The sequence below is a fragment of the Allomesorhizobium camelthorni genome (assembly GCF_011045125.1).
In the GTDB taxonomy this organism is placed as follows: Bacteria; Pseudomonadota; Alphaproteobacteria; order Rhizobiales; family Rhizobiaceae; genus Allomesorhizobium; species Allomesorhizobium camelthorni.
Genome location: NZ_JAAKZF010000011.1, coordinates 22,378 through 45,112 on the forward strand (window position 1 = coordinate 22,378; position 22,735 = coordinate 45,112).

Genomic DNA, 22,735 nt, shown 5'->3' on the forward strand with positions numbered 1-22,735 from the left:
CATGACTACCCGCAAGGAAAGGCTGCGCAAGCTGGTGACGGTGCAGGAGCAACTGAAGGCGCTGCACGAGACCCGCCATGCCGGCTTTGTCTCCGCCGCCGCGGCTGCCGGTCAGGAGGCGGCGGAACTAGCCGCCCGCTTCGACGCTCGGGAATCGATGTCCGTCCTGTTTCCGGAAGTCTACAACCGCCGCATCGGCCAGGCGCTCGCCCGCCAGGAGAAGAACCTCCAGCTCACCCGCGAGGAAGCCGACCGCATCGCAACCGCCACCGCCCGCACCAACATGGTCGAGCGCGCCTACCGCGACATCCGCCGCCAGGACGACCGCGATCACGCCGACCGCGAGCGGCTCGAAATGATCGAGCGCAAGCGGCAAGGCGAGTAGGTTGCCACAGATGTCCTAAGTTCCGGCCGCCCGTCACGACGCTGCACATTATTTAGGCAAATGCACAGTCGCGATGAAGAATAGGCGCAGGCGCACCCTTGCGTAAGTCGATTGCGCCCTATGAACCGGACCCACGCCTTTTGGCACGTCCGTTGCATTCATACGGCGAGGCCATGGACGGCGAACCAACAAAGGGAAATCATCATGAACCGCAGAATCTTCATCGCGACCGTAGGCGCGGCCATTGTCGGACTGGCGCTGTCCGACGCCACCGTCGCCCGCGCCGACGCCTTGGCCGACATTGCCGCGCGCGGCACTGTCCGCATCGCCGTGCCGCAGGACTTTCCGCCTTTCGGCAGCGTCGGCACCGACATGGCGCCGCGCGGCTATGACATCGACATGGCCAATCTGATCGGCGAAAAGCTTGGCGCCAAGGTCGAGATCGTGCCGGTCACCAGCGCCAACCGCATTCCCTACCTCCAGACCAACAAGGTCGATCTCGTCATCTCCAGCCTCGGCAAGAACGCCGAGCGCGAGGCGGTGATCGATTTCTCGGACGCCTACGCGCCCTTCTTCAACGGCGTGTTCGCGCCCGCCGACGTCGCGGTCGCAAAGGCCGAAGATCTCAGCGGCAAGACGGTCGGCGTCACCCGCGGCGCCATCGAGGATCTGGAGCTGACCAAGATCGCGCCCGCCGATGCCGACATCAAGCGCTACGAGGACAATAACGGCACCATCTCCGCCTTCCTGTCGGGCCAGGTCGAGGTCGTCGCCACAGGCAATGTCGTTGCCGCCGCAATCCTCGAGAAGAACCCGCCCAAGCGCCCGGAGATGAAGTTCCTCATCAAGAACTCGCCCTGCTACATCGGCATGAACAAGAACGAGCCGGCGCTGATGGCCAAGGTCAACGAGATCATCGCCGCCGCCAAGGCCGACGGCAGCCTCAACGCGATCTCGCAGACATGGCTGAAGCTCGACCTGCCGGCCGAGATGTAGGACCGGCGGCAGGAACCCCCCGCCGGTGACATACCAGTTCGATTTCGGCTGGCTTCTGCCCTATATGACGGTGCTCCTGAAGGGCATCGGCATCACGCTGCAGCTCATCCTCGTCGGCGCGGTGCTGGGCGTCGCGCTCGGCACGGCCTGCGCCTGGGTCAGGGCGCTAGGTCCCGTCTGGCTGAAACCGGTCGTGGCGGGCTATGTCGAGCTGATCCGCAACACGCCCTTCCTGATCCAGCTCTTCTTCATCTTCTTCGGCCTGCCTTCGCTCGGCGTCCAGATGTCGGAGCTGACCGCCGCCAACCTCGCCATGATTGTCAATCTCGGCGCCTATAGCTGCGAGATCGTCCGCGCCGGGATCCAGGCCACCCCGCGCGGCCAGTTCGAGGCCGGCGCCAGCCTCGCCATGACGCCGTTCGAAACCTTTTGGCATGTAGTGCTGATCCCGGCGCTGCAGCGCATCTGGCCGGCGCTCTCTTCGCAGATCGTCATCGTCATGCTGGGCTCGGCGGTCGTGTCGCAGATCGCGGCGGAGGATTTGACTTTCGCCGCCAACTTCATCCAGTCGCGCAATTTCCGCGCGTTCGAGACCTATTTCGTCTCGACACTCATCTATCTCGCGCTCGCCATCCTGCTCCGCCAGGCGCTGTCCGGCCTCGGTTGGGCGTTGTTCCCGAAGAAGAAGGCCTGATCGATGGTCGAATTCACTCTCTGGGACATATTGCGAAATCTGCTTCTGGCCACACGCTGGACGATCGCGCTTTCGCTGGTCTCCTTCATCGGCGGCGGCATCGTCGGGGCGCTGCTCCTGTTCGTCAGGATCGGTGGCAGCCGCGTCGCCCGCCTGTTCGCCAAGGGCTATGTCGAGCTGTTCCAGGGCGCACCGCTTTTGATGCAGCTCTTTCTCGCCTTCTTCGGCCTCGGCCTGTTCGGCATCGACGTGCCCGCCTGGCTCGCCGCCGGGGTGGCGCTGGTGCTCTGGACCGCGGCCTTTCTCGCAGAAATCTGGCGCGGCTGCGTCGAATCGATCGCCAGGGGTCAGTGGGAAGCGTCATCCTCGCTCGGCATGGGCTACATCCAGCAGATGCGCTGGGTGATCCTGCCGCAAGCGCTAAAGGTCGCCGTGCCGCCAACCGTCGGTTTCTCCGTCCAGGTCGTAAAGGGAACCGCGCTAACCTCCATCATCGGCTTCGTCGAACTCTCCAAGGCTGGCTCCGTCGTCACCAACGCCACCTTCCAGCCCTTCACCGTCTACGGTCTCGTCGCGCTGATCTATTTCGCGCTGTGCTGGCCTTTATCGAAGTCGAGCCAGATGCTGGAAAGGAAGCTCAATGTCGCTCATCGCGATCACTGAGGTGAAAAAGCGCTTCGGCGACAACGAGGTGCTGAAGGGTATCTCGATCGACGTCGAGCCGGGCGAGGTCATCGCCATCATCGGCAAGTCGGGCTCCGGCAAGTCGACCTTGCTTCGTTGCATCAACGGGCTGGAGACCATCGACGGCGGCTCGATCATGGTCGCCGGCGCGCAGCTCCTGCCCGACGAGGTCCATCTGAAGGCGCTGCGCCTCAAGGTCGGCACGATCTTCCAGCAGTTCAACCTGTTCCCGCATCTGACCGCGGGCGGCAACGTCATGCTGTCGCAGATGGTGGTGAAGAAGACGCCCAAGCCCGAAGCCGAAGCCATGGCGAGAAAAATGCTGGATCGCGTCGGGCTCGCCCACAAGTTCGACGCCTTTCCCGAACAGCTCTCCGGCGGTCAGCAGCAGCGCGTGGCGATCGCACGCGCGCTCGCCATGCAGCCGATCGCGCTTCTGTGCGACGAGATCACCTCGGCGCTCGATCCCGAACTCGTCGCCGAGGTGCTGGCCGTGGTCAAGGAACTCGCCGCCGACGGCATGACGCTGCTGATGGTCACCCACGAGATGCGCTTTGCCCGCGATGTCTGCTCGCGCGTCGTCTTCATGCATCAGGGCCGCGTCCACGAAATCGGCCATCCGGAGGACGTCTTCACCGCGCCAAAGACGCCGGAACTGCGCCAGTTCATCGGCGCGCAGTGACTTCTCGGCAGATTGCGGTCGGGCGCTACCGCAACAGGGAATCTGCAAGCGAAGGCAATTCCTTCAGGAAGGATTCGCGAACGCGGTTTCCTCCGCCGCCAGATCCCTCTTTATCGTTCTGTTCAAGGCGAACGAAGACAATGGTGCGGTCGCCTTTCGATGCCCATCCGACAAACCAGCCATAGGCACGCGCGCGATCGAAGCTGCCATCGGCCTTCCTGGGAAAGGCCGAGCCCGTCTTGCCTTGAACATTCAAGCCATTGGGCAGCGATGTCATCTCGACGGATTCGTAGACTTTGTCGAAGACGTCCGGTGCGACCGGCAGCGTCCGGTTGACGAGCTTTCGAAGAAAAGTCACCTGCTCCTCGGGTGAGATCTTCAGCGATGAAGATATCCAGGCGCGATCCAGGCCATTGTCTTTGCCCGGGTCGCCCGTGAAGTCGGCATTGCCGAATCCGAACTCCGACGCGTAGCGCTCAAGACGTTTTTCACCAAGCTCATGCGCAAGCACTTGGGAGAACCACACGACCGAATATTTCAACCACCTTGCGGGGTCGGTCGGTTGCCTCCACACATCGCCGCGCCAATCGACGTAGCCTTCCTTGAAAGGCAACGTCGGCGAATGCGCATCCTTCAGAAAACCCGAGTCGAAACCCATTGCCGCAAAGGCGATCTTGGTTGTCGAAGCAGGCGTCACGCGGGTCTTGCAATCACCTGTTTCCAGCAGAATCCTGCCATCGGCTGCATCCGCAACGATCGTGCAGATCGTTTTCGCATGAACCGGATTGGACATAGCCAATGTCAGAAAAAACAGGCCAGCCAAAACGAGCTTCATCAAAATCGATACCTTCTACCGAACGACCAGGGCATCCATTGATGTCGTGTAACTTAACAAGCTGTAAACGACAGTGGTTCAAAGGCGCCGCCTTCCCCTCGCAAACGCGGCGAGTAAACCGGCGAACAGGCGAGCGCCGTTTTGCAAGCACTCCGGAATTCGCCTTTCGACCCCAAAAGCGGGCTTTCGAGTCCCGGCTAAAGCTGATTGCTCACCTCAACCAGATTGCCGTCCGGATCATTGAAATAGACCGACAGGATCTTCCCCGTCGCCCCGGCCCGCTCGCCCGGTCCATCGACAATCTCAACATCCTGGCGCTTGAGGTGCAGGACGACCGCATCCAGAGGAGTATCGGTAAGCAAGCAAAAATTTCCACTGCCCGGGGCGGTACGGCGGGCGATATTTGGCGATAGGCTGGCGTCCTGAAGGCTGATTTTGTGCGTGCCAAAATGCAACGACCACTTGCCAGGCCGCTCTTCCCGCGCCTCCAAGTTCAGCACGCGCTCGTAGAAGCGGCGAGTGACCGCAACGTCGTTAACGCAGAGCACGATATGGTCAAGTGCGCGCATTTTCATGTTGCCATTATAGGTTTCTGCGGACCAAGCGCGAGACGTCGCACATAGTCCGCTCCACCATCACGATAGCAGCCCCTTCCCCTCGTAAGCCTGCCACAAGCTTGTTGAGCCATCCTGCGGGTCAGGAAACCTATAAAAGGTCGGCTCGTGGCGATTTCTCCACCCAGCGACATCGTTCTGGACGTTGCGCGTGCCGTAGAGCCTTCCAGCGTCGAGGCGGCGCGCGCGCAACTGGCGCGGCGCGGCGGCGCGGTCGGTGGAGCGGCGGCGGCCTTTTCGCTGGGAGACATGAGGAATTCAGCCGCGCAGGAGGCGGATCAGACCAAATCTCCGGACACGTTCAAGCGCTTCGAGGCGATGGTGCTCGAAACCTTCATCCAGAACATGCTGCCGAAGACCGCCGAAAACGTCTACGGCAAGGGCGTCGCCGGCGATATGTGGAAGTCCATGCTGGCGGGAAAACTGGCCGACGCCATGGCCGAGCGCGGCGGCATCGGCATTTCCGACCGCATCCTCGGCGACCACTATGTCGAGGACGAAAAAACGCTGCCGGTCGGCCCCGTATCGGGCGGACCGGACCAGGCCGAAGCCGACCAGCAGACGATGCTGTCGACGGCGCTGGTGCAGGAAATGCAGCGCAACGTCGCCCGCTCGCTCTTTGAAGACCAGGCGGACGCCGCCGAAACGAAATCCTGAACACGGGACCAACGATGTCGGATTACACGCAATTCGTTCAGAACCTGCCGGCCCGCGCCGCGGCGCCGGAGCCTGCCCCCGCGCGGCCGGGAAATTTCTCCGCGCTCATCGGACGCATCGAGGAGGCTGTCGAGGAAGAGACGGTGGCGATCCGCACCGATCTCGGCTTCGACATCAAGTCGTCAAACGCCCGCAAGAGCCGCTATCTCTACGAACTCACGCGCGCCATGAAGGGCGTCGGCGAGAGCAATTTCCTGGCCGAGCACCGCGACGGCATCAAGCGGCTGCGTGAAAAGCTCGCAACCAACGAGGCCGCCATCCGCGCGCATCTGAACGCGGTCAGCGAGGTCGCCAATCTGATGCAGAACGCCATCCAGCGCTCCGAGGCCGACGGCACCTACTCGGCCGGCGAATTCGGGTGGGCACGGTGATAAAATTCATCGCCGCGGCGATCTGGATCTGCATCGTCACCATCGGCGCCGTCATCTATTCGTTCCAGACATCCGGCGCCAATGCCGAGGCCAAGGGTCCAGCGCTTTTCGGCGGTCTCGACTACATCAAGACTGACGTTATCTCGGTTCCCATCCTCAGGAACGCCCGGGTCGACGGCTATTTCCTCGCCCGCCTGGTCTATGTGGTGGACCCCGCCAAGCTTAAGCTGCTTACGGTCCCGGTAGAGGCGATCCTGGTCGACGAGGTCTATTCCTATCTCTATTCCAATCCCCAGCTCGATTTCTCGGCCAACGAGACGTTGGATCTCGAAATATTTCGGGCCGGCATTCGCGACGCCATCAACGCCCGCGTGCAGGATGCGCTGATCGACGACATATTGGTCGAGCAGATCGATTTCCTGTCCAAGGACGATATACGCGACAATTCGGTGCGCCGGCGGACCAAGGCTATCGAGGCGGGGAACAAAGCCGCCGGGTTGCCGGCCCCTGCCCACTAACGCCGATCGAATTGTGCTGGCCCCGTCTCAGCTTGCGTTGACGTAAACGTAAACGCAGCGCTATAGGGAGGCGATTGCCGGTCGCGTTGGCTTGTGCCGCGCGTGGCCCTGGCGCACAACCGGAACAGGCGCGTCGCGCGCACCGCAAACAAGGAGCAGATCATGGGCGTTAAGGAAATTGCCGACACGATGAAGTCGCGTGTCGAAGCCTCGGGCTTCGACCGCTCGGTCAAGTTCGACACCGGCTCGGACGGCGTGATCGTTATCGACGGCGCAACCATTTCGACGACTGACGCGCCGACCGACTGCACCATCAAGCTGGCGTTGGAAGATCTGGAATCGCTGGTTTCCGGCGATCTGAACCCGACTTCGGCCTTCATGACCGGCAAGATCAAGGTCGAAGGCGACATGTCGGTGGCAATGGCGCTCAGCCAGTTGTTGTAATCCGGATTGCGGGAGAACCGGCCCAGCCGGTTCTCCCAATACGCTTAGGCCGCGAGCAGCGTCCGGCCGGCTTTGAGCTTCCGGCCTGCTGCCTGCAAGGTTCCGGCCGCCCCTTCCAGCGTCCCTTCGCAAAGTTCGAGCGCCAGCAAGCGATGCTGCTCGTACGGGCCGGGCATTGCCAACCGGCCGGTCTTTTCCGTCGAAAAGCCGAACCGTCCGTAATAGGGCGCATCGCCGACCAGCAGGATGGCGCGGTGGCCGAGATGACGGGCTTCAGCGATCGCATGCCGCATCAGCGCGGAACCAATGCCGGCGCTTTTCTGCGACGGGCAGACGGCAAGCGGCCCGAGCAGCAGGGCAGCGGCTTCGCTCTCTCCCACCGCCACGTCCCACAACCGGACCGTGCCGACCACAGCTCCCGCCATATCGCGCGCAACAAAGGCCAGCCCTTCCGACGGGCGCCGGCCGCGGCGCAGCGTTTCCGACGACTTTTTCCGCCGCTTCGGGCCCATGGCGCGGTCGAGCAACGCCTCGCGCGCGGGGATGTCGACGGCGGTTTCGGCAATGATGGTGAAAGCCAGAGCGCCACCAATCTCTTCCCTTGAGCGGGAGATCGGCAAATCGCCGAGACCGGCTTCAACAAAAGGAGAAAAGTCCATTTCCACAATCCTCACAAGCGGAGTCTGTTCCACAAGCAAACCGTTTCAGGCGTATGTCGTCGCCTGAAACGGGTGATCCGACGGGCGCGAGCCCGTCAGATCACGTAGGATCGGAGAGGCTCGAAGCCGTTGAAGGCGACCGAGGCGTAGGTCGTGGTGTAGGCCCCGGTTCCCTCGATCAGCACCTCGTCGCCGATGGTCAGCGACAGCGGCAGCGGATAGGGCGTCTTCTCGTACATCACGTCGGCCGAATCGCAGGTCGGGCCGGCAAGCACGCACGGCGCGGTCTCGCTGCCGTCATGCGCCGTCACGATCGGGTAGCGGATCGCTTCGTCCATCGTCTCGGCAAGGCCGCCGAACTTGCCGATGTCGAGAAACACCCAGCGCACATTATCGTTGTCGGCCTTCTTCGAGATCAGCACGACTTCCGACTTGATGACGCCGGCATTCCCCACCATGCCGCGGCCCGGCTCGATGATCGTCTCGGGGATGTTGTTGCCGAAATGCTTCCTGAGCGCGGAGAAAATCGCCTCTCCATAGGCGCGTGCCGCGGGCACGTCCTTCAGATAGCGGGTCGGAAAACCGCCGCCCATATTGACCATCTTCAACACGATGCCTTCGGCGGCGAGCGTTGCGAATACCTGCTTGGCGTCGCCAAGCGCGCGGTCCCAGGCCGTCAGGTCAGTCTGCTGCGAGCCGACATGGAACGACACGCCATAGGCCTCGAGGCCGAGCTCGCGGGCGCGGCGCAGCACGTCGACCGCCATCGCCGGCACGCAGCCGAACTTGCGCGACAGCGGCCATTCAGCGCCCTCGCCGTCGGTCAGCACGCGGCAGAACACCCGTGCGCCCGGCGCGACGCGGGCGATCTTCTCGACCTCCTCGACGCAGTCCACGGCGAACAGCCGAATGCCCAGCTCATAGGCGCGTAGGATGTCGCGCTCCTTCTTGATGGTGTTGCCGAAGGAGATGCGGTCCGCTGGAGCCCCCGCGTCCATGGCCATCTCGACCTCGGCAACTGACGCGGTGTCGAAGGACGAGCCCATCGAGGCAAGCAGGCGCAGGATCTCCGGCGCCGGGTTTGCCTTCACCGCGTAATAAATCTTGGAATCGGGAAGCGCCTTCTCGAAGGCGCGGAAGTTGTCGCGCACGACGTCGAGGTCGACGACGAGGCAGGGGCCGTTCGGACGTCGGGTGGCGAGAAAGTCGAGGATGCGCTGCGTGGCCATAAGTCTCTCCAATCGCGCCTTCCGGCGCGTGCAAGGGCTGCGGGACGCGGGCCATCAGCCTCGCGAACACGCTGGTCAAACAAAGGCGGGACAGAAATTCATGGAACCAGCCGGTGGAGACCCCGGAACCATGAAGCGCCGTCTCGCGGCGATGAACTTTTGGCCTTGCCCGGCCAAAAATTCGCTTTGTCTGCCTTGGCTTGGATTGGGGAGACCCGTTCCGCACTGCCGGCAATGAAGGTGTGCCTCTTCAGTAACCCCGGTCTTTGGACAACCGGAAGAGAACCAGAAAGGCCCGCACCGTCGTTGCTTCAAGGTGTCCTCGGTTTGGCGGTTGGCCGCTGAACCGACTGGAGGGGTTAGCTCCAGTTACCTTACCGACATCCCTCGCCATTCGAGGATCGGCGGACACCCACAGGCACGTGCGACTTTGGGCAAGCGCGATATATGAAACGCGACTGTCACAATCAATAAAAAACCGCATTGCAGCTTGTAAAAATTTGAGGGTCGAACAATGCTGAACGGATTGTATCCCCACGGTGAACGATGACTGCCGCGCCCGATCCCTTCAACGCTATCCTCGATCTGCCGCAAGTTCCTGTTCTGCATGCGAAATCCGGCCCCTTGGCGGGATTGCGGCTGGCGGTGAAGGACATTTTCGACGTCGCCGGCTACCGGACCGGCTGCGGCAACCCTCAGCTGTATCAGGAGGCCAAGCCGGCGGAAAAAACCGCGCCCGCCGTGCAGGTGATTCTCGACGCCGGCGCGGAGTTCGTCGGCAAGACGCAGACCGACGAACTCGCCTTCTCGCTGATGGGCCAGAATGCGCATTTCCCTTTTCCTGTGAACCCGGCCGCGCCCGATCGCGTCACCGGCGGCTCGTCCTCGGGCTCGGCGGCAGCGGTTGCCGGCGGCCTCGCCGATATCGCGACCGGCTCCGATACGGGCGGCTCGATCCGCGCGCCGGCGAGCTTTTGCGGGCTGATCGGCCTGCGCACCACGCATGGCCGCATCCCGCTTGACGGCACGATGCCGCTTGCCCCCAGCCTCGACACGTTCGGCTGGTTCGCGCGCGACATCTCGACCTATGAGAAGGTGGCGGAGGTGGCGCTGGGCGCGGCTCCTTCCTCCCCCCTTGCGGGGGAGGTGTCCGCGAGGCGGACGGAGGGTGGAGACGAGGTGCTCGGTTCTGGACCACCCGTCGGCTCCGCCGACACCCTCCCCGCAAGGGGGAGGGAGAGCGTCGCACTCCGCCTCTCCGCCCTCGACTCTCTCGTCCTTGGCCCCGGCGAAGCCGCCGAATACCGCCGCATGGTGGGGATCGTCGCGGCCGTCATCGGTGAGCCGGCGACCGCCCCTGCCCTCTCCCACTCCGTCGACGACCTCTACTGGTGCTTCCGCAAGCTGCAGGCATATGAAGCCTGGGCTGTCCATGGCGACTGGATTTCGCGGAAGGATCGCGGCCTCGGTCCCGGCGTCAGGGAACGCTTCGAGTTCGGCGCGACGCTAGGGCGCGAAGTCGCCGCCTCCGAGACGCAGCGGCGGACCGCCTTTCGCGCCGAACTGGCCGGCCTGCTCGGCAACGACGGATTTTTGGTCCTCCCGACGGTCCCAAGCGCGGCACCCCCGAAAGATTTGCCTGCGGAAGATTTGCAAGCCTATCGCGAACGCGCGCTGAGACTGCTCTGCCTCTCCGGCCTCTCCGGCTTCCCGCAGATCACGCTGCCGATCGGCGAGGTGCACGGCGCACCGTTCGGCATTTCCCTGCTCGGGCCTGCAGAAAGCGATCTTGCGCTGATCAGGCTCGGCCGCGAAATCCTCGCCGCCACCGGAAAGGCTTGAGCCCATGGACACGCTGACCCGTATGCGCGCCTTCATCGACGTGGTCGAGGCCGAGGGTTTTTCGGCCGCCGGCCGCAAGATCGGCCGTTCCAAGGCGCTGCTGTCGAAATATGTCCGCGAACTCGAAGACGAACTCGGCGCGTTGCTGCTCAACCGCACGACCAGGCAGTTTTCGCTGACCGAAGCCGGCCACACCTATTACAAGCGCGCTTCCGAGATCGTCCGCGAGATCGACAATCTGGCCGATGTGGTGCGCGAATCGTCGGGCGACGTGCGCGGCCGCATAAAACTCTCTGCGCCGCGCACCTTCGCCGACGCGCCGATCGGCCAGTCGCTCATCGACTTCGCCAAAGAGCATCCGGACATCGTGCTGGATATCAATCTGGACGACCGCTTCGTCGACCTCGTCGAGGAAGGCTTCGACCTGGCGGTCCGCATCACGCGGCTGGAAAGTTCGTCGCTGATCGCGCGCCGGTTGGCGCCTTTTTCGGTGTGTCTCTGCGCCTCGCCCGAGCTGATCGAGAAGTGCGGCAAGCCGCGCCGGCCGCAGGACCTGGCCAACCTGCCCTGCATCATCGACACCAACGGCCGCTGGCTGTCGAACTGGCCGTTCCTGGGCGATGGCGGCGAAGTGATAAGTGTTTCGGTTTCCGGGCCGATCGAGGTCAACAGCCCCATGGCGGCGCGCGCGGCCGCCGTCGCCGGCCTTGGTTTCGTGATCCTGCCCGACTTCATCGCCGAGCCCGACATCGCCGACGGCAAGCTGGTGGCCATGCTCGGCGACCGGATCCTGCCGGGCGGCGGCATTTTCGCCGTCTATCCGCATCGCCGCTATCTCCCGGCCAAGGTGCGCGTCTTCGTGGATTTCCTGGTGCAGTGGTTCAAGATACGGGATCGCGACTGAGGATTGTGCCGGCGCCGGTCCCAATTTCGCCGGGTTTATGATAACTCTCCGTGGCTCTATCTTCACAGGAACAGGCAATGCATCTGAAAAAGCGAGCAGCGATTCTGGCTTCGGCGCTTGCCATGGTTCTCGGCTCTTCGGCGCCCGTCCGCGTCCATCCGCACGTCTTCGCCGAAGCGCGACTGGATGTGATGTTGAACCCCGACAAGACCGTCAAGTCGCTGCGCCATCTCTGGCGCTTCGACGACCTGTTCTCCTCGACCGTGCTGATGGAGTTCGACAAGAACGCCGATCTGAAGCTCGACGATGCCGAGCTGCAGGACGTTTCCAACACGGTCTACTCCTCGCTGGCCGAATACGACTACTTCCAGCTCGTCACCGCCGACGGCAAGGACGTCTCGATGAAGCCGCCGCCCATGCTGATCGCCAATTACGAGGCCGACCAGTTGATCATCCTGTTCGAATCTGAGCCGAAGGAACCTCTGAAGCTCGAGGGCAAGGTGGATTTCGGCATCTACGATCCGACCTTCTACACCGCGATCGATTTCGTGGAGGACGAGAACATGGCGGTGAACGATCTGCCGGCGACCTGCAAGCGCAGCGTCATCCGCCCCGACCCGGACGAGGCGATTGCGCAGAACCAGAGCAATCTCACAGACGCATTCTTCAACGATCCATCCGGCACCGATCTGAGCAAGATCTTCGCCACAAGGCTCGAACTCGACTGCCAGGCTGAAGGATGATCTCGTGAACAAGACCGCGACGCGCATCGTTTTCGCAATCCTCGCTCTGACCTATGTGCTCACCCATTTCCTCGGCCATGCCCATGCGCAAAGCTCGCTCGGCATTGGCGCCAATGAAGCCGTTGCGCCCTCCACCGGCCTGTTCGCCGGCTGGATGAACTGGATCAACGTCCAGCAGCAGGGTTTTTACCGCTCGCTGACCGGCGCGCTGAAGGGAATGCGCGAGGATGGCGGCCAGGTCTGGCTGCTCGTCGGCCTGTCCTTCGCATACGGCATTTTCCACGCCGCCGGCCCCGGCCACGGCAAGGCGGTGATTTCGTCCTACATGCTGGCCAATGAAGTGGCGCTCAGGCGCGGCATCATGCTGTCCTTCGTGTCAGCCTTCCTGCAGGCGCTGACCGCAATCGTGGTGATGGCGCTGGTGTTCCTGGTGTTGCGCGGCACGGCGGTTTCGATGACCGACGCAACCTGGTTCCTGGAGGTCGCCAGCTACGCGCTGATCACGCTCTTCGGCGCATGGCTCCTGTGGCGGAAAGCAGGGCCGCGGATTGTCGGCCTGTTCCGCGGCAATCCGGTGCGCAGCCTTTCAGCGGCCCATGCGCATGGGCATTCCGGGCATGATCACGTCCACGATCACACCTGCTCGCACGATCATGCACATCACGATCATTCTCACGATCACGCTGCCGATTCGCACGCCGCCCATTCTCACGATCACGCAGCTCATTCGCATTCCCACTCGGCGGGCGAGGTCTGCGCCACCTGCGGCCATTCTCATGCGCCCGACCCCGCGATGATCTCGGGCGACCGCTTCAACTGGAAGACCGCCTGGTCGGCCGTCGCCGCGGTGGGCCTCCGCCCCTGCTCAGGCGCGCTGATCGTGCTCTCCTTCGCCTTCCTGAACGGGCTTTGGGCCGGCGGGGTGTTGTCGGTGTTCGCCATGGCGCTCGGCACGGCAATCACCGTCTCCGTGCTCGCCACCATCGCCGTGACCGCCAAGAACTGGGCTGTCGCCATCGCCGGCGACGGCCGCGCCGGAAATCGCGTCCACGCCACGATCGAGATCGCCGGCGCGGCCATGGTGTTCCTGCTCGGCCTGGCCCTGCTCGGCGCCAGCCTGAACGCGTAGCGCCTTTCCCCAAGGGAAGAAAAAAGAAGATCAGCCGCCCAGTTCGTCCTCTATATGCGCGCGGATGATCTCGTCGAAACTCTGCTCGGCGGTAAAGCCGAGTTCGCGCGCCCGCCTAGCTTCGAAGCGGGTCGGCCAGTTCTGGACGATTGCCCAGGTCGCTGCGTCCGGCACTTCGCGGATGAGCTTCACGACATCTGCACCCGCCACGCGCTCCAGCGCCTCGATCTGCTCGCCGACGGTCACGCCGACCCCCGGCATGGTTAGGTTGCGGCGCGGGCCGACCAGCGCGCCGTCGATGCCGGCCGCGCGGATCAGGAACCCCACAGCCGAGCGCGGGCTGGCATGGGTGTGCACCACCGAGCGCGGCACCGGCAGCACCGCCTCCTGCCCGCTTAGCGGCTCGCGAATGATGCTGGAGAAGAAGCCGGAAGCGGCCTTGTTGGGCTTGCCGGGGCGAACGCAGATTGTCGGCAACCGGATGCCGACGCCGTCGAAAAAGCCGCGTCGCGTATAATCGGCGAGCAGCGCCTCGGCCATCAGCTTCTGCGTCCCGTAGGAGGTCATCGGCGTCGGGTGGAACTCGTCGGGAATGACCTCCGGGAACGGCGCGCCGAAGACGGCGATCGACGAGGTGAAGACCACGCGCGGCTTGTAGTTGGCCAGCCGGATGGCGTCGAACAAAGCGCGCGAGCCGTCCAGATTGACCCGGTAGCCGAGATCGAAATTCGTCTCCGCCTCGCCCGAAACGACGCCGGCCAGATGGAAGATCATGTCCGGACGATCTGCGATCAACGCTTCCGAAGCGCCCGCCGCGGCTAGGTCGCCGGTGAAGGCGCGGACGGAAATTCCGTCCGCCCGCGGCGTTTCCGGCGCGACGATGTCGTGAAGGTCGATCGCCGCGATCGCCCGGCCTGCGAGCTGCCGGTCTTGTAAAAGCCGTGCCACGAGCTTGCGCCCGACCATGCCGGCCGCTCCGGTAATCAATATGCGCATTCAGTCACCCTTTCCTTGCTGGCTGCGGCCGCGCAGCCAGAACACCATGAAGAAAGCGGCGACGAACAGGATCGCCACCGCCCCCGCCGCGATCGTCGACACTTCGCCCACCGCCAGCATGATCACCGGCAGGTAGAACGCCGTCAGACCGAAGGCGAGCATAATGATTGCCGCCGCGACCAGCGTATTACGGTTCTTGCGGTCCATCATCGCGAAACCGCCTGACCATGATGGTGCTTGTGCCCATCATGGTCGTGATGATCGTCGGCGCAGCGGCCATATTCCGGCTCGACCGTTGCGTGGCTGATGCCGTGACTGCCGGCGAGGCGCTGCTTGATGGCGCTGACCGCCGCATGCGCATCCGCCCCTTCGTCGAGGCAGGCGTGCAGCGTCGCCATGTTCTTTGCGCCGTCGAGCGACCAGACATGCATGTGATGGATTTCGCGGACCCCCGCGACATGCGCCGCGATATCCCTGGCGATGCCGTCGCGGTCGAGGCTGGCCGGAACGCCTTCGAGGAGCACGTGGGCAGCTTCGCGCATCAACCTCCAGGCGGTGGCAAGGATCAGCAATGCAACAAAAACCGAAAGGATCGGATCGATCGGGGTCCATCCGGTCGCCAGGATAACGACCGCCGCGGCGATGGCGGCCGCCGACCCCAGTAGATCGCCGAGCACGTGCAGAATGGCGCCGCGCATGTTGAGGCTGTTCCGGTCGCCGCCGCTCAATACGACGAAACCGGCAATGTTGACCGCCAGTCCTGCGATCGCAATTACCAGCATCGGTCCGCCAAGAATCGGCGGCGGCTCGAGAAATCGCTGCCAGGCCTCGTAGATGATCCAGACGGCCACAGCGAATATAGCCATTCCGTTGGTGTAGGCGACCAGGGTTTTCACGCGCCCGAAACCATAGGTGAGCCGCTCGGTCGCCGGCCGGTCGGCGAGATGGAAGGCGTACCAGGCAAGTCCCAGCGCCACCGAATCGGCGAGCATGTGGCCGGCATCGGCGAGCAGCGCTAGCGAACCGGTGAGCACGCCGCCCACCGCTTCGGCAACCATGAAGCCGCCGGTCAGACAGGCTGCGATCAGGACGCGCTTTTTATCGCTTCCGCCATGAACGTGGCCCGCTTGGCTGTGATCGTGACTCATCTACCCAATCGTCTGCTATGCGACCGCTTTGGCGCGAAGCTCTTCGAGCCGCCGCATCTGCCGGCCTTCGCTGTCGAAATTAGCCGGATCGAGCCATTCCTGATAGGCGCGTTTCAGCGCAGGCCATTCCTTGTCGATGATAGAATACCACGCCGTGTCGCGGTTTTGCCCTTTCACGACCAGGTTCTGCCGGAAAACCCCTTCGAACTGGAAGCCGAAGCGTTCGGCCGCGCGCTTCGACGGCTCGTTGGCGTTGTTGCATTTCCATTCGTAGCGCCGATAGCCGAGATCGTCGAATGCGTATTTCATGAACAGGAACTGCGCCTCCGTCGCAGCCGGCTTGCGTGAGACAAGCGGTCCCCAATAGATGTTGCCGATCTCGATCACGCCATGGGCTGGCTCGATGCGCATCAGCGTCTGCCGCCCGGCGACCCTGCCGCTGGCTTTGTCGATGACTGCGAAGAACAGCGGGTCTTCGCTCGCTGCCGATTTTTCCAGCCAGGGCTGGAAGGCGGCGCGGCTTTCCGGCGGATAATCGAACAGCCAGCGGAAGCGCTCCGCCACATCCGGCACCGACGACGCCTCGTAGAGCCCGTCGCCGTGCCTGGCCACATCGAGCGGCTCAAGCCGGACATAGCGGCCCTCCAGCGCCACCCGCGCGGGTCGCGGTCGCGGCTGCCAATTCTTCAGATCGTCCGACAAGGGCTGCTCCATTCCGTTGACATTTCCGGCGGGACGTTCACAAAAGCCCATTCGCGGCATAAGCACCAGATGGATGTGAAACATGCTCCAAACGATTGCGGCCTTCGACCGTCTCGGCGAGGAAAACGCCTTCGCCGTGCTGGCGCGAGCGACGGCGCTGGCGAGCCAGGGCCGCGACATCATCAATCTCGGCATCGGCCAGCCTGACTTCCGCACGCCGGAGCATATCGTCGAGGCGGCGATCAAGGCGCTGCGCGACGGCCATCACGGCTACACGCCGGCCAACGGGCTGCTGGCGACGCGCGAAGCTGTGGTACGCCGCACCCTGGCGATGACCGGCGTCGAGGTCTCGCCGGACTCGGTGATGATCCTGCCGGGCGGCAAGCCGACCATGTTTGCGGCGATCATGATGTTCGGCGAACCGGGCGGCGACATTCTCTACCCGGATCCCGGATTTCCGATTTATCGCTCGATGATCGAATTCACCGGCGCCCAGCCTATTCCCGTTCCGATGCGCGAGGCCAACGGTTTTGCGTTCTCAGCCGAGGAGACGCTGGCGCTTATCACGCCCCGGACGCGGCTCCTGATCCTCAACTCGCCGGCCAACCCGACCGGCGGCGTGACGCCGCGCGCCGAAATCGAGAAGCTGGTGAGAGGGCTGGCGGCGCATCCGAATGTCACGATCCTCTCCGACGAGATCTACGACGTCATGACCTATGACGGAGAGAAGCACTGCTCGCTGCTGCAGTTCCCGGAAATCCGCAACCGTCTGATCGTGCTGAACGGCTGGTCGAAGACCTGGGCGATGACCGGTTGGCGCATGGGCTGGTCGATCTGGCCGAACTCGGCCGAGAGCGGCCATCTCTACGACAAGGTGCGCAAGCTGGCGGTGAATTGCTGGTCCTGCGTCAACGCGCCGGGCCAGTACGCCGGCATCGCCGCGATCGACGGGCCGCAGGACGAGGTCGAAAAAATGATGCGGGCCTTCGACCGGCGGCGAAAGGTCGTCGTCGAAGGGCTGAACCGCCTGCCTGGCGTCTCGTGCATCACGCCAAAGGGCGCGTTCTATGCCTTTCCGAATATCTCAGCGACCGGGTGGAAAGCCAAGAAGCTCGCATCCGCACTGCTCGAGGAAGCCGGCGTGGCGCTGATCGGCGGGCCGGATTTCGGCGTGCTCGGCGAAGGCTATGTCCGCCTGTCCTACGCCAATTCGGAAGAAAACATTTTGCGCGCGCTGGACAGGATGGCGGATTTCCTGAAGGCGCGGCCCGCGGCAGCTTAGGCGAGCTATCGGGGCAGAACCGCCGTCGCTTCGATCTCGACCTTGGCGGCATCTTCCATCAGCGCCACCACCTGCACCATGGCCATCGCCGGATAGTGCTTGCCCATGACCGAGCGGTAGGCCTCGCCGATCTCGCGCAGATTGGCGAGATATTCCGTCTTGCTGGTCACGTACCAGGTCATCTTGACGATGTGTTCAGGCCGCCCCCCGGCCTCCGCGACGATGTCGACTATGTTCTGCAGGGTCTGCCGCGTCTGCCCGGCGAGATCATGCGCCTCGAACACCTGGTCGACGGTCCAGCCGATCTGACCGCCGAGATAGACGGTCCGGCCTTCCGCGACAACACCGTTGGCATAGCCCTTGGCGGCTTTCCAACTGGCCGGGTGGAGCACCTGGTGGACGGGATCGGCGGTCATCGAATGTCTCCAACGTCAGCTTGCGGCGTCTCAGACGCCGAGATAGCGATCCTGCAGTTCCGGCGTAAGCTCGTCCGGCTTGCCGGAAAACACGGTCCTGCCCTTTTCCAGCACGAAGCAGCGGTCGGCCACCGGCAGGAGTTCGGCGAGCGTCTTGTCGACCACGAGGATCGACTGGCCGTCCGCCTTCAGCCGCCGGATCGCCGCCCAGATGTCCTGCCGAATGACGGGCGCCAAGCCTTCGGTGGCTTCGTCGAGGATGAGCAGTTGCGGATTGGTCATCAGCGCGCGGCCGATCGCCAGCATCTGCTGCTCGCCTCCGGAAAGCGAATGCGCATACTGGTCCTGCCGCTCCTCCAGCCGTGGGAAAAGCGTGTTTAGGCGTGTCAGCGTCCATGGCCCCTGCCGAGCCGCCGCGACCAGATTCTCGCGCACTGTCAGGTTGGGAAAGCAGCGCCGCCCCTCGGGAACAAGCCCGATGCCGAGCCGCGCGATCCGATAGGACTGCATGCCGGCAATGTCCTTGCCGATGAAGCGCACCCTGCCCCCGCGCGGCCGGATCAGCCCGAGCACCGAGCTGATCGCCGTGGTCTTGCCCATGCCGTTGCGCCCCATCAACGCCACGACCTCGCTTTGGCCGACCGAGAAGTCGACGCCGAACAGCGCCTGCGAGGCGCCGTAGAAGCTTTCCAGCCCGCTGACCTGAAGCAACGTCACGGCCGCTCTCCGAGATAGGCGCGGCGCACCTCCGCGTCGCCGCGGACTTCGTCGACGGTGCCGGTGGCGATGACGCGGCCATAGACCAGCACCGAAATGCGATCGGCGAGCGCGAAGACAGCGTCCATGTCGTGCTCGACCAGAAGGATCGGCGCTTCGTGCCGCAATCCGTCGAGAAAGGCGGTCAGCGCCCGGGAGCCTTCCGGGCCCATGCCGGCCATCGGCTCGTCGAGCAGGAATGCCCTCGGCCCGAGCGCCAACGCGATGGCGATCTCCAACTGCCTGCGCTCGCCATGCGACAGCTCGGCCGCCGGCACATTGGCGCGGGCGGCAAGCCCGGTACGTTCCAGCATCGCCATTGCCGGCTCGGTCAGGCTTCGGTCCTTCATCACCGGGCGGAAAAAGCGGAAGCTCGATCCCTGCCGCGACTGGACCGCGAGCATGACGTTGCGCAGCGCAGAAAATTCCGGCGCGAGCGAGGAAATCTGAAAGCTGCGGCCGAGACCGCGGCGGGCGCGGGCGGCGACGCCCAGCGCGCCGATGTCCTCGCCAAGGAAAACGACCTCGCCGCTGTCCGGCGTAATGCCGCCAGCGATCTGGTGGATCAGCGTCGTCTTGCCCGCGCCATTGGGGCCGATCAGCGCGTGAATCTCGCCTGGCCGCAGATCGAGGCTGACGCCGTCGGTCGCCTTCAGCGCGCCGAACGATTTTCTGAGATCGCGGATGGACAGGACCGGCTCAGCCATGGCGAGCCTTTCCGGCGAGCACCCCGATCAGGCCGCCGCGCGCGAACAGCACGACGCCTAGCAGGATGAGCCCGAGGAAGAACTGCCAGCGTTCGGTCAATCCGCCGAGCACGAATTCGAACAAAACAAACAGCATCGCGCCGGCGACGGGTCCGAACAAGCGTCCCGTACCGCCTAGGATGATCAGCACGATCAGTTCGCCCGACATCTGCCAGGACAGCATGGACGGGCTGACGAAGCGGTTCAAATCGGCCAGCAGCGCGCCGGCAAGCCCGGTGATCGCGGCCGAGATGGTGAAGGCCGCGAGCCTTATCCGGAATGGCGCGATGCCGACGGCGGCAAGGCGCGTCTCGTTCTGCCGTCCGGCCTGGAGCGCCGCTCCAAAGCGCGAATCGCGTACCAGCGCAAACAGCGCCAGCGCCGCCAGGAGCAGGACGTAGCAGACCAGGAAGAAAATCAGCGGAACGGCGGTGTTCACACCGGGAAAGCCGTTGCGGACAACGATCGAAAGCCCGTCCTCGCCGCCATAGGCCGGCCAGGAAATCGCGAAATAGTAGATCATCTGCGCGAAGGCGAGCGTGATCATGATGAAATAGACTCCGGCCGTCCTAAGGCTGATCGCGCCGATAGGCAGCGCTATCAGTGCGGAGATCAGCATCGCCGCCAGCCAGATCGCGGGCATCTGGTCGCTGCCGAAAAACTCGAACGGCCAGGAAAATAGCGGCGTCTGGTTGAAGGCGTGGCTGGAAAAGATGCCGGCGACATAGCCGCCAATGCCGAAGAACGCGGCGTGACCGAAGGAGACCAGGCCGCCGAGGCCAAGCGCGAAATTGAGGCCGACGGCGGCGAGCGCCAGTATCGCCATGCGAGTCGCGAGCGTGATGTAGAACAACTCCCCCAGCGCTAGCGCCGCCAAAGGTACAGAGAGCAGCAGCCCCGCCAGCAGCAGGTTGATTGCCCGTTCGCGGCTCATCCGGCCGCTCATGCCGTTGCCGGGAACAGGCCCTTCGGCCTGAACGCCAGGATGAGCGCCATGACGATGTAGATCAGCATCGAGGCGAGTGCTGCGCCCACCGTCGCGCCTTCGGAAGGGCCGAGGAAAGCGGCGAAAAGCTTGGGCAGCAGGAAGCGGCCGAGCGTGTCGGTCAGGCCGACGAGCACCGCGCCGACGAGCGCGCCCTTTATCGAACCGATGCCGCCGATGACGATGACAACGAAGGCGAGGATCAACACCGGCTCACCCATGCCGACCTGCACTGACTGGAGCGCGCCGACCAGGGCGCCGGCAAGGCCGGCGAGTGCTGCGCCGAGTGCGAAAACCATTGTGTAGAGCGTGCCTATATCGACGCCGAGTGCGGCGATCATTTCACGGTCCGACTGACCGGCGCGTATGCGCATGCCGAGCCGGGTCCGGGCGATAAGATAGTACAGCCCTAACGCCACCAGCACGCCGACGCCGATGATCGCCAGCCGGTAGAGCTGGTAGCGTGCGCCGCCGGGCAGGTCGACCGCGCCCGAAAGCACCTGCGGGATGTCGAGATAGAGTGGAAACGACCCGAACAGCCAGCGCGTGCCTTCCGAAAAGATCAGGATCAGCGCGAATGTGGCGAGCACCTGGTCGAGGTGGTCGCGGTCGTAGAGCCGCCGGATGACGGCGAGTTCGACCAATGCCCCGGCTGCCGCTGCGGCGGCAAGACTTGCTGCCAGTCCGAGCCAGAACGAGCCCGTGGCTGCCGCCACCGCCGCGCAGGCGAAGGCGCCGATCATGTAAAACGAGCCGTGTGCGAGGTTGATCAGCCCCATCACGCCGAAGATCAGCGTCAGCCCCGCCGCCATCAGGAACAGCATGACGCCGAACTGTAGTCCGTTCAGCAATTGCTCGATGATGAGGGCTGTGGACAAGAAGGGGAACCTGTTCGATTTCAGAGGTGGACAAACAGAATTGGCGCGACGAACGCCCCCTCTCCCCGTCCTGAGCCTGTCGAAGGATCACAGGGAGAGGGTAAGGGTGAGGGGCAGCGTCTGCGGTGAAACCAGTTTGCCGGTGTCGCTGCCGCTCCTCATGCGCCTGCCAGCACCTTCTCCCCGCAAGCGGGGAGAAGGTGCTGCTACATCTTACACTCGGCCGCGTAGACGTCCTGATGGTCCTCGAGCGCGACGCCGACGATCTTGTTGGTCAGCACGTCGCCTTCCTTGACCACCTCGCGCACATAGACGTCGTGGATCGGGTGATGGTTGGGCGCGAACTTGAAATCGCCGCGGGTCGACTTGAAGTCGGCCGCCTCGAGCGCCGCGCGGAAGGCGTCGGCGTCCTTGACGCTCGCCTTGGCGGCGGCCGACAGGATCAGGTTCGCGGTGTCGAAGCCCTGGCTGGCGTAGAGCGACGGGATGCGGCCATATTCCGCCTTGAAGCTCTCTACGAAGGCCTTGCTGGTCGCGTTGTCGAGGTCGGGCGACCATTGCGCCGTGTTCTTCACCCCGAGTGCGGCATCGCCCATCGCGCCCAGCACGTCCTGGCTGAAGGAGAACGCCGGTCCGACGACGGGGATGTTCACGCCGGACTGGGCGTACTGCTTCATGAAGGCGATGCCCATGCCGCCCGGCAGGAAGAAATAGACCGCGTCGGCGCCGGAGGCCCTGATCTGCGAGATCTCGGCGGCGTAGTCGGTGGCGCCGAGCTTGGTGTAGACCTCGTTGGCCAGTTCGCCGGTGTAGAAGCGCTTGAAGCCGGTCAGCGCATCGGTGCCCGCCGGATAGTTGGGGGCGAGGATGAAGGGCTTCTTGTAGCCGGCCTTGGTGGCGTAAGCGCCCGCCGCTTCATGCAGCGAATCGTTTTGCCAGGCGACGTTGAAGTAGTTCTTGTGGCACTTGGCGCCGGCGAGCGGCGAGGGACCGGCATTGGGCGACAGATAGAACTTGTCCTGCGCGGTGACGCTCGGCACCACAGCCATGGCGAGGTTCGACCAGATGATGCCGGTCAGGATGTCGACCTGATCGGACTGGATCATCTTGTCGGCCAACTGCACCGCGGTTTCCGGCTTCATCGCGTCGTCTTCGACGACCACCTCGATCTCGGTGTTGCCGGCCTGCTTGAGCGCCAGCAGGAAGCCGTCGCGCACATCGACGCCAAGACCCGCACCGCCGCCCGACAGCGTCGTGATCATGCCGACCTTGACCGGTTCGGCGTAGGCGAGGCCGGATGCCGAGAGCGACAATCCGAGCACGCTAGCGGCAAGTATCTTCTTCATGGTCTTCTCCCTTTGATTTCTTATGTTCCCAAGT

The 22,735-nt window shown here is 63.8% G+C and carries 28 protein-coding genes; 14 read left to right on the forward strand and 14 right to left on the reverse strand.

Annotation, left to right across the window (positions count from 1 at the left end; genetic code table 11):
- Position 1: 1 nt before the first annotated feature.
- The 5 genes from G6N73_RS11085 to G6N73_RS11105 all read left to right on the forward strand — a co-directional run bounded on the left by G6N73_RS11085 (position 2) and on the right by G6N73_RS11105 (position 3,441).
- Positions 2 to 385, forward strand: a complete 384-nt coding sequence (locus G6N73_RS11085; RefSeq protein WP_165027534.1) for a hypothetical protein — start codon at positions 2 to 4, stop codon at positions 383 to 385.
- Positions 386 to 589: 204 nt separating this feature from the next.
- On the forward strand, positions 590 to 1,381 hold the full coding sequence (locus G6N73_RS11090) for a transporter substrate-binding domain-containing protein (protein ID WP_165027536.1): 792 nt from the start codon (positions 590 to 592) through the stop codon (positions 1,379 to 1,381).
- Between the two features lie 25 nt (positions 1,382 to 1,406).
- The gene (locus tag G6N73_RS11095) at positions 1,407 to 2,075 is read left to right on the forward strand and encodes an ABC transporter permease subunit (RefSeq protein WP_165027538.1); all 669 of its coding nucleotides are present in this window, start codon (positions 1,407 to 1,409) and stop codon (positions 2,073 to 2,075) included.
- A 3-nt stretch (positions 2,076 to 2,078) separates the two neighbouring features.
- A complete protein-coding gene (locus tag G6N73_RS11100; RefSeq protein WP_165027540.1) occupies positions 2,079 to 2,738 on the forward strand; it encodes an amino acid ABC transporter permease in 660 nt (219 codons plus the stop codon).
- Positions 2,716 to 3,441 (forward strand): amino acid ABC transporter ATP-binding protein, encoded by a 726-nt coding sequence (locus tag G6N73_RS11105; RefSeq protein ID WP_165027542.1) that lies wholly within the window; start codon positions 2,716 to 2,718, stop codon positions 3,439 to 3,441. The genes G6N73_RS11100 and G6N73_RS11105 overlap by 23 nt, the downstream gene beginning before the upstream one ends.
- A gap of 25 nt (positions 3,442 to 3,466) precedes the next feature.
- Here the strand turns inward: G6N73_RS11105 and blaOXA are convergent, their stop codons facing one another.
- Together blaOXA and G6N73_RS11115 are read right to left on the reverse strand one after the other, a co-directional pair.
- Positions 3,467 to 4,276, reverse strand: a complete 810-nt coding sequence (gene blaOXA, locus G6N73_RS11110; protein ID WP_165027544.1) for a class D beta-lactamase — start codon at positions 4,274 to 4,276, stop codon at positions 3,467 to 3,469.
- A 197-nt stretch (positions 4,277 to 4,473) separates the two neighbouring features.
- Positions 4,474 to 4,845 (reverse strand): VOC family protein, encoded by a 372-nt coding sequence (locus G6N73_RS11115; RefSeq protein ID WP_246251901.1) that lies wholly within the window; start codon positions 4,843 to 4,845, stop codon positions 4,474 to 4,476.
- Between the two features lie 153 nt (positions 4,846 to 4,998).
- Between G6N73_RS11115 and G6N73_RS11120 the strand changes: the two genes are divergently transcribed.
- The 4 genes from G6N73_RS11120 to G6N73_RS11135 all read left to right on the forward strand — a co-directional run bounded on the left by G6N73_RS11120 (position 4,999) and on the right by G6N73_RS11135 (position 6,940).
- Positions 4,999 to 5,547, forward strand: a complete 549-nt coding sequence (locus tag G6N73_RS11120; protein ID WP_343044595.1) for a rod-binding protein — start codon at positions 4,999 to 5,001, stop codon at positions 5,545 to 5,547.
- Between the two features lie 14 nt (positions 5,548 to 5,561).
- Complete coding sequence (locus G6N73_RS11125) at positions 5,562 to 5,978, forward strand: tellurite resistance TerB family protein (RefSeq protein ID WP_165027548.1); 417 nt, start codon at positions 5,562 to 5,564, stop codon at positions 5,976 to 5,978.
- Positions 5,975 to 6,496 (forward strand): hypothetical protein, encoded by a 522-nt coding sequence (locus G6N73_RS11130; protein WP_343044596.1) that lies wholly within the window; start codon positions 5,975 to 5,977, stop codon positions 6,494 to 6,496. Before G6N73_RS11125 ends, G6N73_RS11130 begins: the two co-directional genes overlap by 4 nt.
- Positions 6,497 to 6,658: 162 nt before the next feature.
- Positions 6,659 to 6,940 carry an SCP2 sterol-binding domain-containing protein gene (locus G6N73_RS11135; RefSeq protein ID WP_165027552.1) on the forward strand — a complete coding sequence of 94 codons (282 nt, stop codon included), beginning with the start codon at positions 6,659 to 6,661 and terminating at the stop codon, positions 6,938 to 6,940.
- 44 nt (positions 6,941 to 6,984) lie between these two features.
- On the opposite strand, the gene G6N73_RS11140 is transcribed toward G6N73_RS11135, so the two are convergent.
- Complete coding sequence (locus tag G6N73_RS11140) at positions 6,985 to 7,599, reverse strand: GNAT family N-acetyltransferase (protein WP_165027554.1); 615 nt, start codon at positions 7,597 to 7,599, stop codon at positions 6,985 to 6,987.
- 95 nt (positions 7,600 to 7,694) lie between these two features.
- Positions 7,695 to 8,828: an ornithine/lysine decarboxylase gene (gene odc2, locus G6N73_RS11145; protein ID WP_165027556.1), complete on the reverse strand. Its 1,134-nt coding sequence runs from the start codon at positions 8,826 to 8,828 to the stop codon at positions 7,695 to 7,697.
- A 546-nt stretch (positions 8,829 to 9,374) separates the two neighbouring features.
- On the opposite strand from odc2, the gene G6N73_RS11150 reads away from it, so the two are divergent.
- The 4 genes from G6N73_RS11150 (at position 9,375) to G6N73_RS11165 (ending at position 13,446) form a co-directional block, all read left to right on the forward strand.
- Entirely contained in the window at positions 9,375 to 10,670 is a 1,296-nt protein-coding gene (locus G6N73_RS11150; protein WP_165027558.1) for an amidase family protein, read from the forward strand.
- A 4-nt stretch (positions 10,671 to 10,674) separates the two neighbouring features.
- Positions 10,675 to 11,574: a LysR family transcriptional regulator gene (locus G6N73_RS11155; protein ID WP_165027560.1), complete on the forward strand. Its 900-nt coding sequence runs from the start codon at positions 10,675 to 10,677 to the stop codon at positions 11,572 to 11,574.
- A gap of 77 nt (positions 11,575 to 11,651) precedes the next feature.
- On the forward strand, positions 11,652 to 12,317 hold the full coding sequence (locus G6N73_RS11160) for a DUF1007 family protein (protein WP_165027562.1): 666 nt from the start codon (positions 11,652 to 11,654) through the stop codon (positions 12,315 to 12,317).
- Positions 12,318 to 12,321: 4 nt separating this feature from the next.
- Entirely contained in the window at positions 12,322 to 13,446 is a 1,125-nt protein-coding gene (locus G6N73_RS11165) for a HoxN/HupN/NixA family nickel/cobalt transporter (RefSeq protein ID WP_165027564.1), read from the forward strand.
- Between the two features lie 30 nt (positions 13,447 to 13,476).
- Here G6N73_RS11165 and denD read toward each other — a convergent pair whose 3' ends face one another.
- From denD to G6N73_RS11185, 4 genes are read right to left on the reverse strand one after another with little or no spacing between them, the layout of a single operon-like run.
- On the reverse strand, positions 13,477 to 14,442 hold the full coding sequence (gene denD / locus G6N73_RS11170) for a D-erythronate dehydrogenase (protein ID WP_165027566.1): 966 nt from the start codon (positions 14,440 to 14,442) through the stop codon (positions 13,477 to 13,479).
- Positions 14,443 to 14,652 carry a hypothetical protein gene (locus G6N73_RS11175; protein ID WP_206078795.1) on the reverse strand — a complete coding sequence of 70 codons (210 nt, stop codon included), beginning with the start codon at positions 14,650 to 14,652 and terminating at the stop codon, positions 14,443 to 14,445.
- Positions 14,649 to 15,590, reverse strand: coding sequence for a cation diffusion facilitator family transporter (locus G6N73_RS11180; protein ID WP_165027568.1), 942 nt, complete (start codon positions 15,588 to 15,590; stop codon positions 14,649 to 14,651). The genes G6N73_RS11175 and G6N73_RS11180 overlap by 4 nt, the downstream gene beginning before the upstream one ends.
- Positions 15,591 to 15,605: 15 nt before the next feature.
- The gene (locus tag G6N73_RS11185) at positions 15,606 to 16,292 is read right to left on the reverse strand and encodes a GNAT family N-acetyltransferase (RefSeq protein ID WP_165027570.1); all 687 of its coding nucleotides are present in this window, start codon (positions 16,290 to 16,292) and stop codon (positions 15,606 to 15,608) included.
- A gap of 82 nt (positions 16,293 to 16,374) precedes the next feature.
- Between G6N73_RS11185 and G6N73_RS11190 the strand changes: the two genes are divergently transcribed.
- The gene (locus tag G6N73_RS11190; protein ID WP_165027572.1) at positions 16,375 to 17,574 is read left to right on the forward strand and encodes a pyridoxal phosphate-dependent aminotransferase; all 1,200 of its coding nucleotides are present in this window, start codon (positions 16,375 to 16,377) and stop codon (positions 17,572 to 17,574) included.
- Between the two features lie 5 nt (positions 17,575 to 17,579).
- Here the strand turns inward: G6N73_RS11190 and G6N73_RS11195 are convergent, their stop codons facing one another.
- The 6 genes from G6N73_RS11195 to G6N73_RS11220 form a co-directional block, all read right to left on the reverse strand.
- Positions 17,580 to 17,990: a RidA family protein gene (locus G6N73_RS11195; protein ID WP_165027574.1), complete on the reverse strand. Its 411-nt coding sequence runs from the start codon at positions 17,988 to 17,990 to the stop codon at positions 17,580 to 17,582.
- Between the two features lie 30 nt (positions 17,991 to 18,020).
- Positions 18,021 to 18,707, reverse strand: coding sequence for an ATP-binding cassette domain-containing protein (locus G6N73_RS11200; RefSeq protein ID WP_165027575.1), 687 nt, complete (start codon positions 18,705 to 18,707; stop codon positions 18,021 to 18,023).
- Positions 18,704 to 19,453: an ABC transporter ATP-binding protein gene (locus tag G6N73_RS11205; RefSeq protein ID WP_165027577.1), complete on the reverse strand. Its 750-nt coding sequence runs from the start codon at positions 19,451 to 19,453 to the stop codon at positions 18,704 to 18,706. The genes G6N73_RS11200 and G6N73_RS11205 overlap by 4 nt, the downstream gene beginning before the upstream one ends.
- Complete coding sequence (locus G6N73_RS11210; protein ID WP_165027579.1) at positions 19,446 to 20,426, reverse strand: branched-chain amino acid ABC transporter permease; 981 nt, start codon at positions 20,424 to 20,426, stop codon at positions 19,446 to 19,448. The genes G6N73_RS11205 and G6N73_RS11210 overlap by 8 nt, the downstream gene beginning before the upstream one ends.
- An 8-nt stretch (positions 20,427 to 20,434) precedes the next feature.
- Positions 20,435 to 21,355 carry a branched-chain amino acid ABC transporter permease gene (locus G6N73_RS11215; protein WP_165027580.1) on the reverse strand — a complete coding sequence of 307 codons (921 nt, stop codon included), beginning with the start codon at positions 21,353 to 21,355 and terminating at the stop codon, positions 20,435 to 20,437.
- A gap of 206 nt (positions 21,356 to 21,561) precedes the next feature.
- Positions 21,562 to 22,701, reverse strand: a complete 1,140-nt coding sequence (locus tag G6N73_RS11220) for an ABC transporter substrate-binding protein (RefSeq protein WP_165027582.1) — start codon at positions 22,699 to 22,701, stop codon at positions 21,562 to 21,564.
- Positions 22,702 to 22,735 lie beyond the last annotated feature (34 nt).

What these genes read in the sequence shown, in the direction of transcription:
- G6N73_RS11100 (WP_165027540.1), top strand. Translation starts at nt 2,079, where the DNA reads ATGGTCGAATTCACTCTCTGGGACATATTGCGAAATCTGCTTCTGGCC.
- G6N73_RS11220 (WP_165027582.1), bottom strand. Translation starts at nt 22,701, where the DNA reads ATGAAGAAGATACTTGCCGCTAGCGTGCTCGGATTGTCGCTCTCGGCA.
- G6N73_RS11150 (WP_165027558.1), top strand. Translation starts at nt 9,375, where the DNA reads ATGACTGCCGCGCCCGATCCCTTCAACGCTATCCTCGATCTGCCGCAA.
- G6N73_RS11125 (WP_165027548.1), top strand. Translation starts at nt 5,562, where the DNA reads ATGTCGGATTACACGCAATTCGTTCAGAACCTGCCGGCCCGCGCCGCG.
- G6N73_RS11210 (WP_165027579.1), bottom strand. Translation starts at nt 20,426, where the DNA reads ATGAGCCGCGAACGGGCAATCAACCTGCTGCTGGCGGGGCTGCTGCTC.
- G6N73_RS11180 (WP_165027568.1), bottom strand. Translation starts at nt 15,590, where the DNA reads ATGAGTCACGATCACAGCCAAGCGGGCCACGTTCATGGCGGAAGCGAT.
- odc2 (WP_165027556.1), bottom strand. Translation starts at nt 8,828, where the DNA reads ATGGCCACGCAGCGCATCCTCGACTTTCTCGCCACCCGACGTCCGAAC.
- G6N73_RS11090 (WP_165027536.1), top strand. Translation starts at nt 590, where the DNA reads ATGAACCGCAGAATCTTCATCGCGACCGTAGGCGCGGCCATTGTCGGA.
- G6N73_RS11105 (WP_165027542.1), top strand. Translation starts at nt 2,716, where the DNA reads ATGTCGCTCATCGCGATCACTGAGGTGAAAAAGCGCTTCGGCGACAAC.
- G6N73_RS11190 (WP_165027572.1), top strand. Translation starts at nt 16,375, where the DNA reads ATGCTCCAAACGATTGCGGCCTTCGACCGTCTCGGCGAGGAAAACGCC.
- blaOXA (WP_165027544.1), bottom strand. Translation starts at nt 4,276, where the DNA reads ATGAAGCTCGTTTTGGCTGGCCTGTTTTTTCTGACATTGGCTATGTCC.
- G6N73_RS11115 (WP_246251901.1), bottom strand. Translation starts at nt 4,845, where the DNA reads ATGCGCGCACTTGACCATATCGTGCTCTGCGTTAACGACGTTGCGGTC.
- G6N73_RS11205 (WP_165027577.1), bottom strand. Translation starts at nt 19,453, where the DNA reads ATGGCTGAGCCGGTCCTGTCCATCCGCGATCTCAGAAAATCGTTCGGC.
- G6N73_RS11135 (WP_165027552.1), top strand. Translation starts at nt 6,659, where the DNA reads ATGGGCGTTAAGGAAATTGCCGACACGATGAAGTCGCGTGTCGAAGCC.
- G6N73_RS11175 (WP_206078795.1), bottom strand. Translation starts at nt 14,652, where the DNA reads ATGATGGACCGCAAGAACCGTAATACGCTGGTCGCGGCGGCAATCATT.
- G6N73_RS11195 (WP_165027574.1), bottom strand. Translation starts at nt 17,990, where the DNA reads ATGACCGCCGATCCCGTCCACCAGGTGCTCCACCCGGCCAGTTGGAAA.
- denD (WP_165027566.1), bottom strand. Translation starts at nt 14,442, where the DNA reads ATGCGCATATTGATTACCGGAGCGGCCGGCATGGTCGGGCGCAAGCTC.
- G6N73_RS11085 (WP_165027534.1), top strand. Translation starts at nt 2, where the DNA reads ATGACTACCCGCAAGGAAAGGCTGCGCAAGCTGGTGACGGTGCAGGAG.
- G6N73_RS11155 (WP_165027560.1), top strand. Translation starts at nt 10,675, where the DNA reads ATGGACACGCTGACCCGTATGCGCGCCTTCATCGACGTGGTCGAGGCC.
- G6N73_RS11160 (WP_165027562.1), top strand. Translation starts at nt 11,652, where the DNA reads ATGCATCTGAAAAAGCGAGCAGCGATTCTGGCTTCGGCGCTTGCCATG.
- G6N73_RS11140 (WP_165027554.1), bottom strand. Translation starts at nt 7,599, where the DNA reads ATGGACTTTTCTCCTTTTGTTGAAGCCGGTCTCGGCGATTTGCCGATC.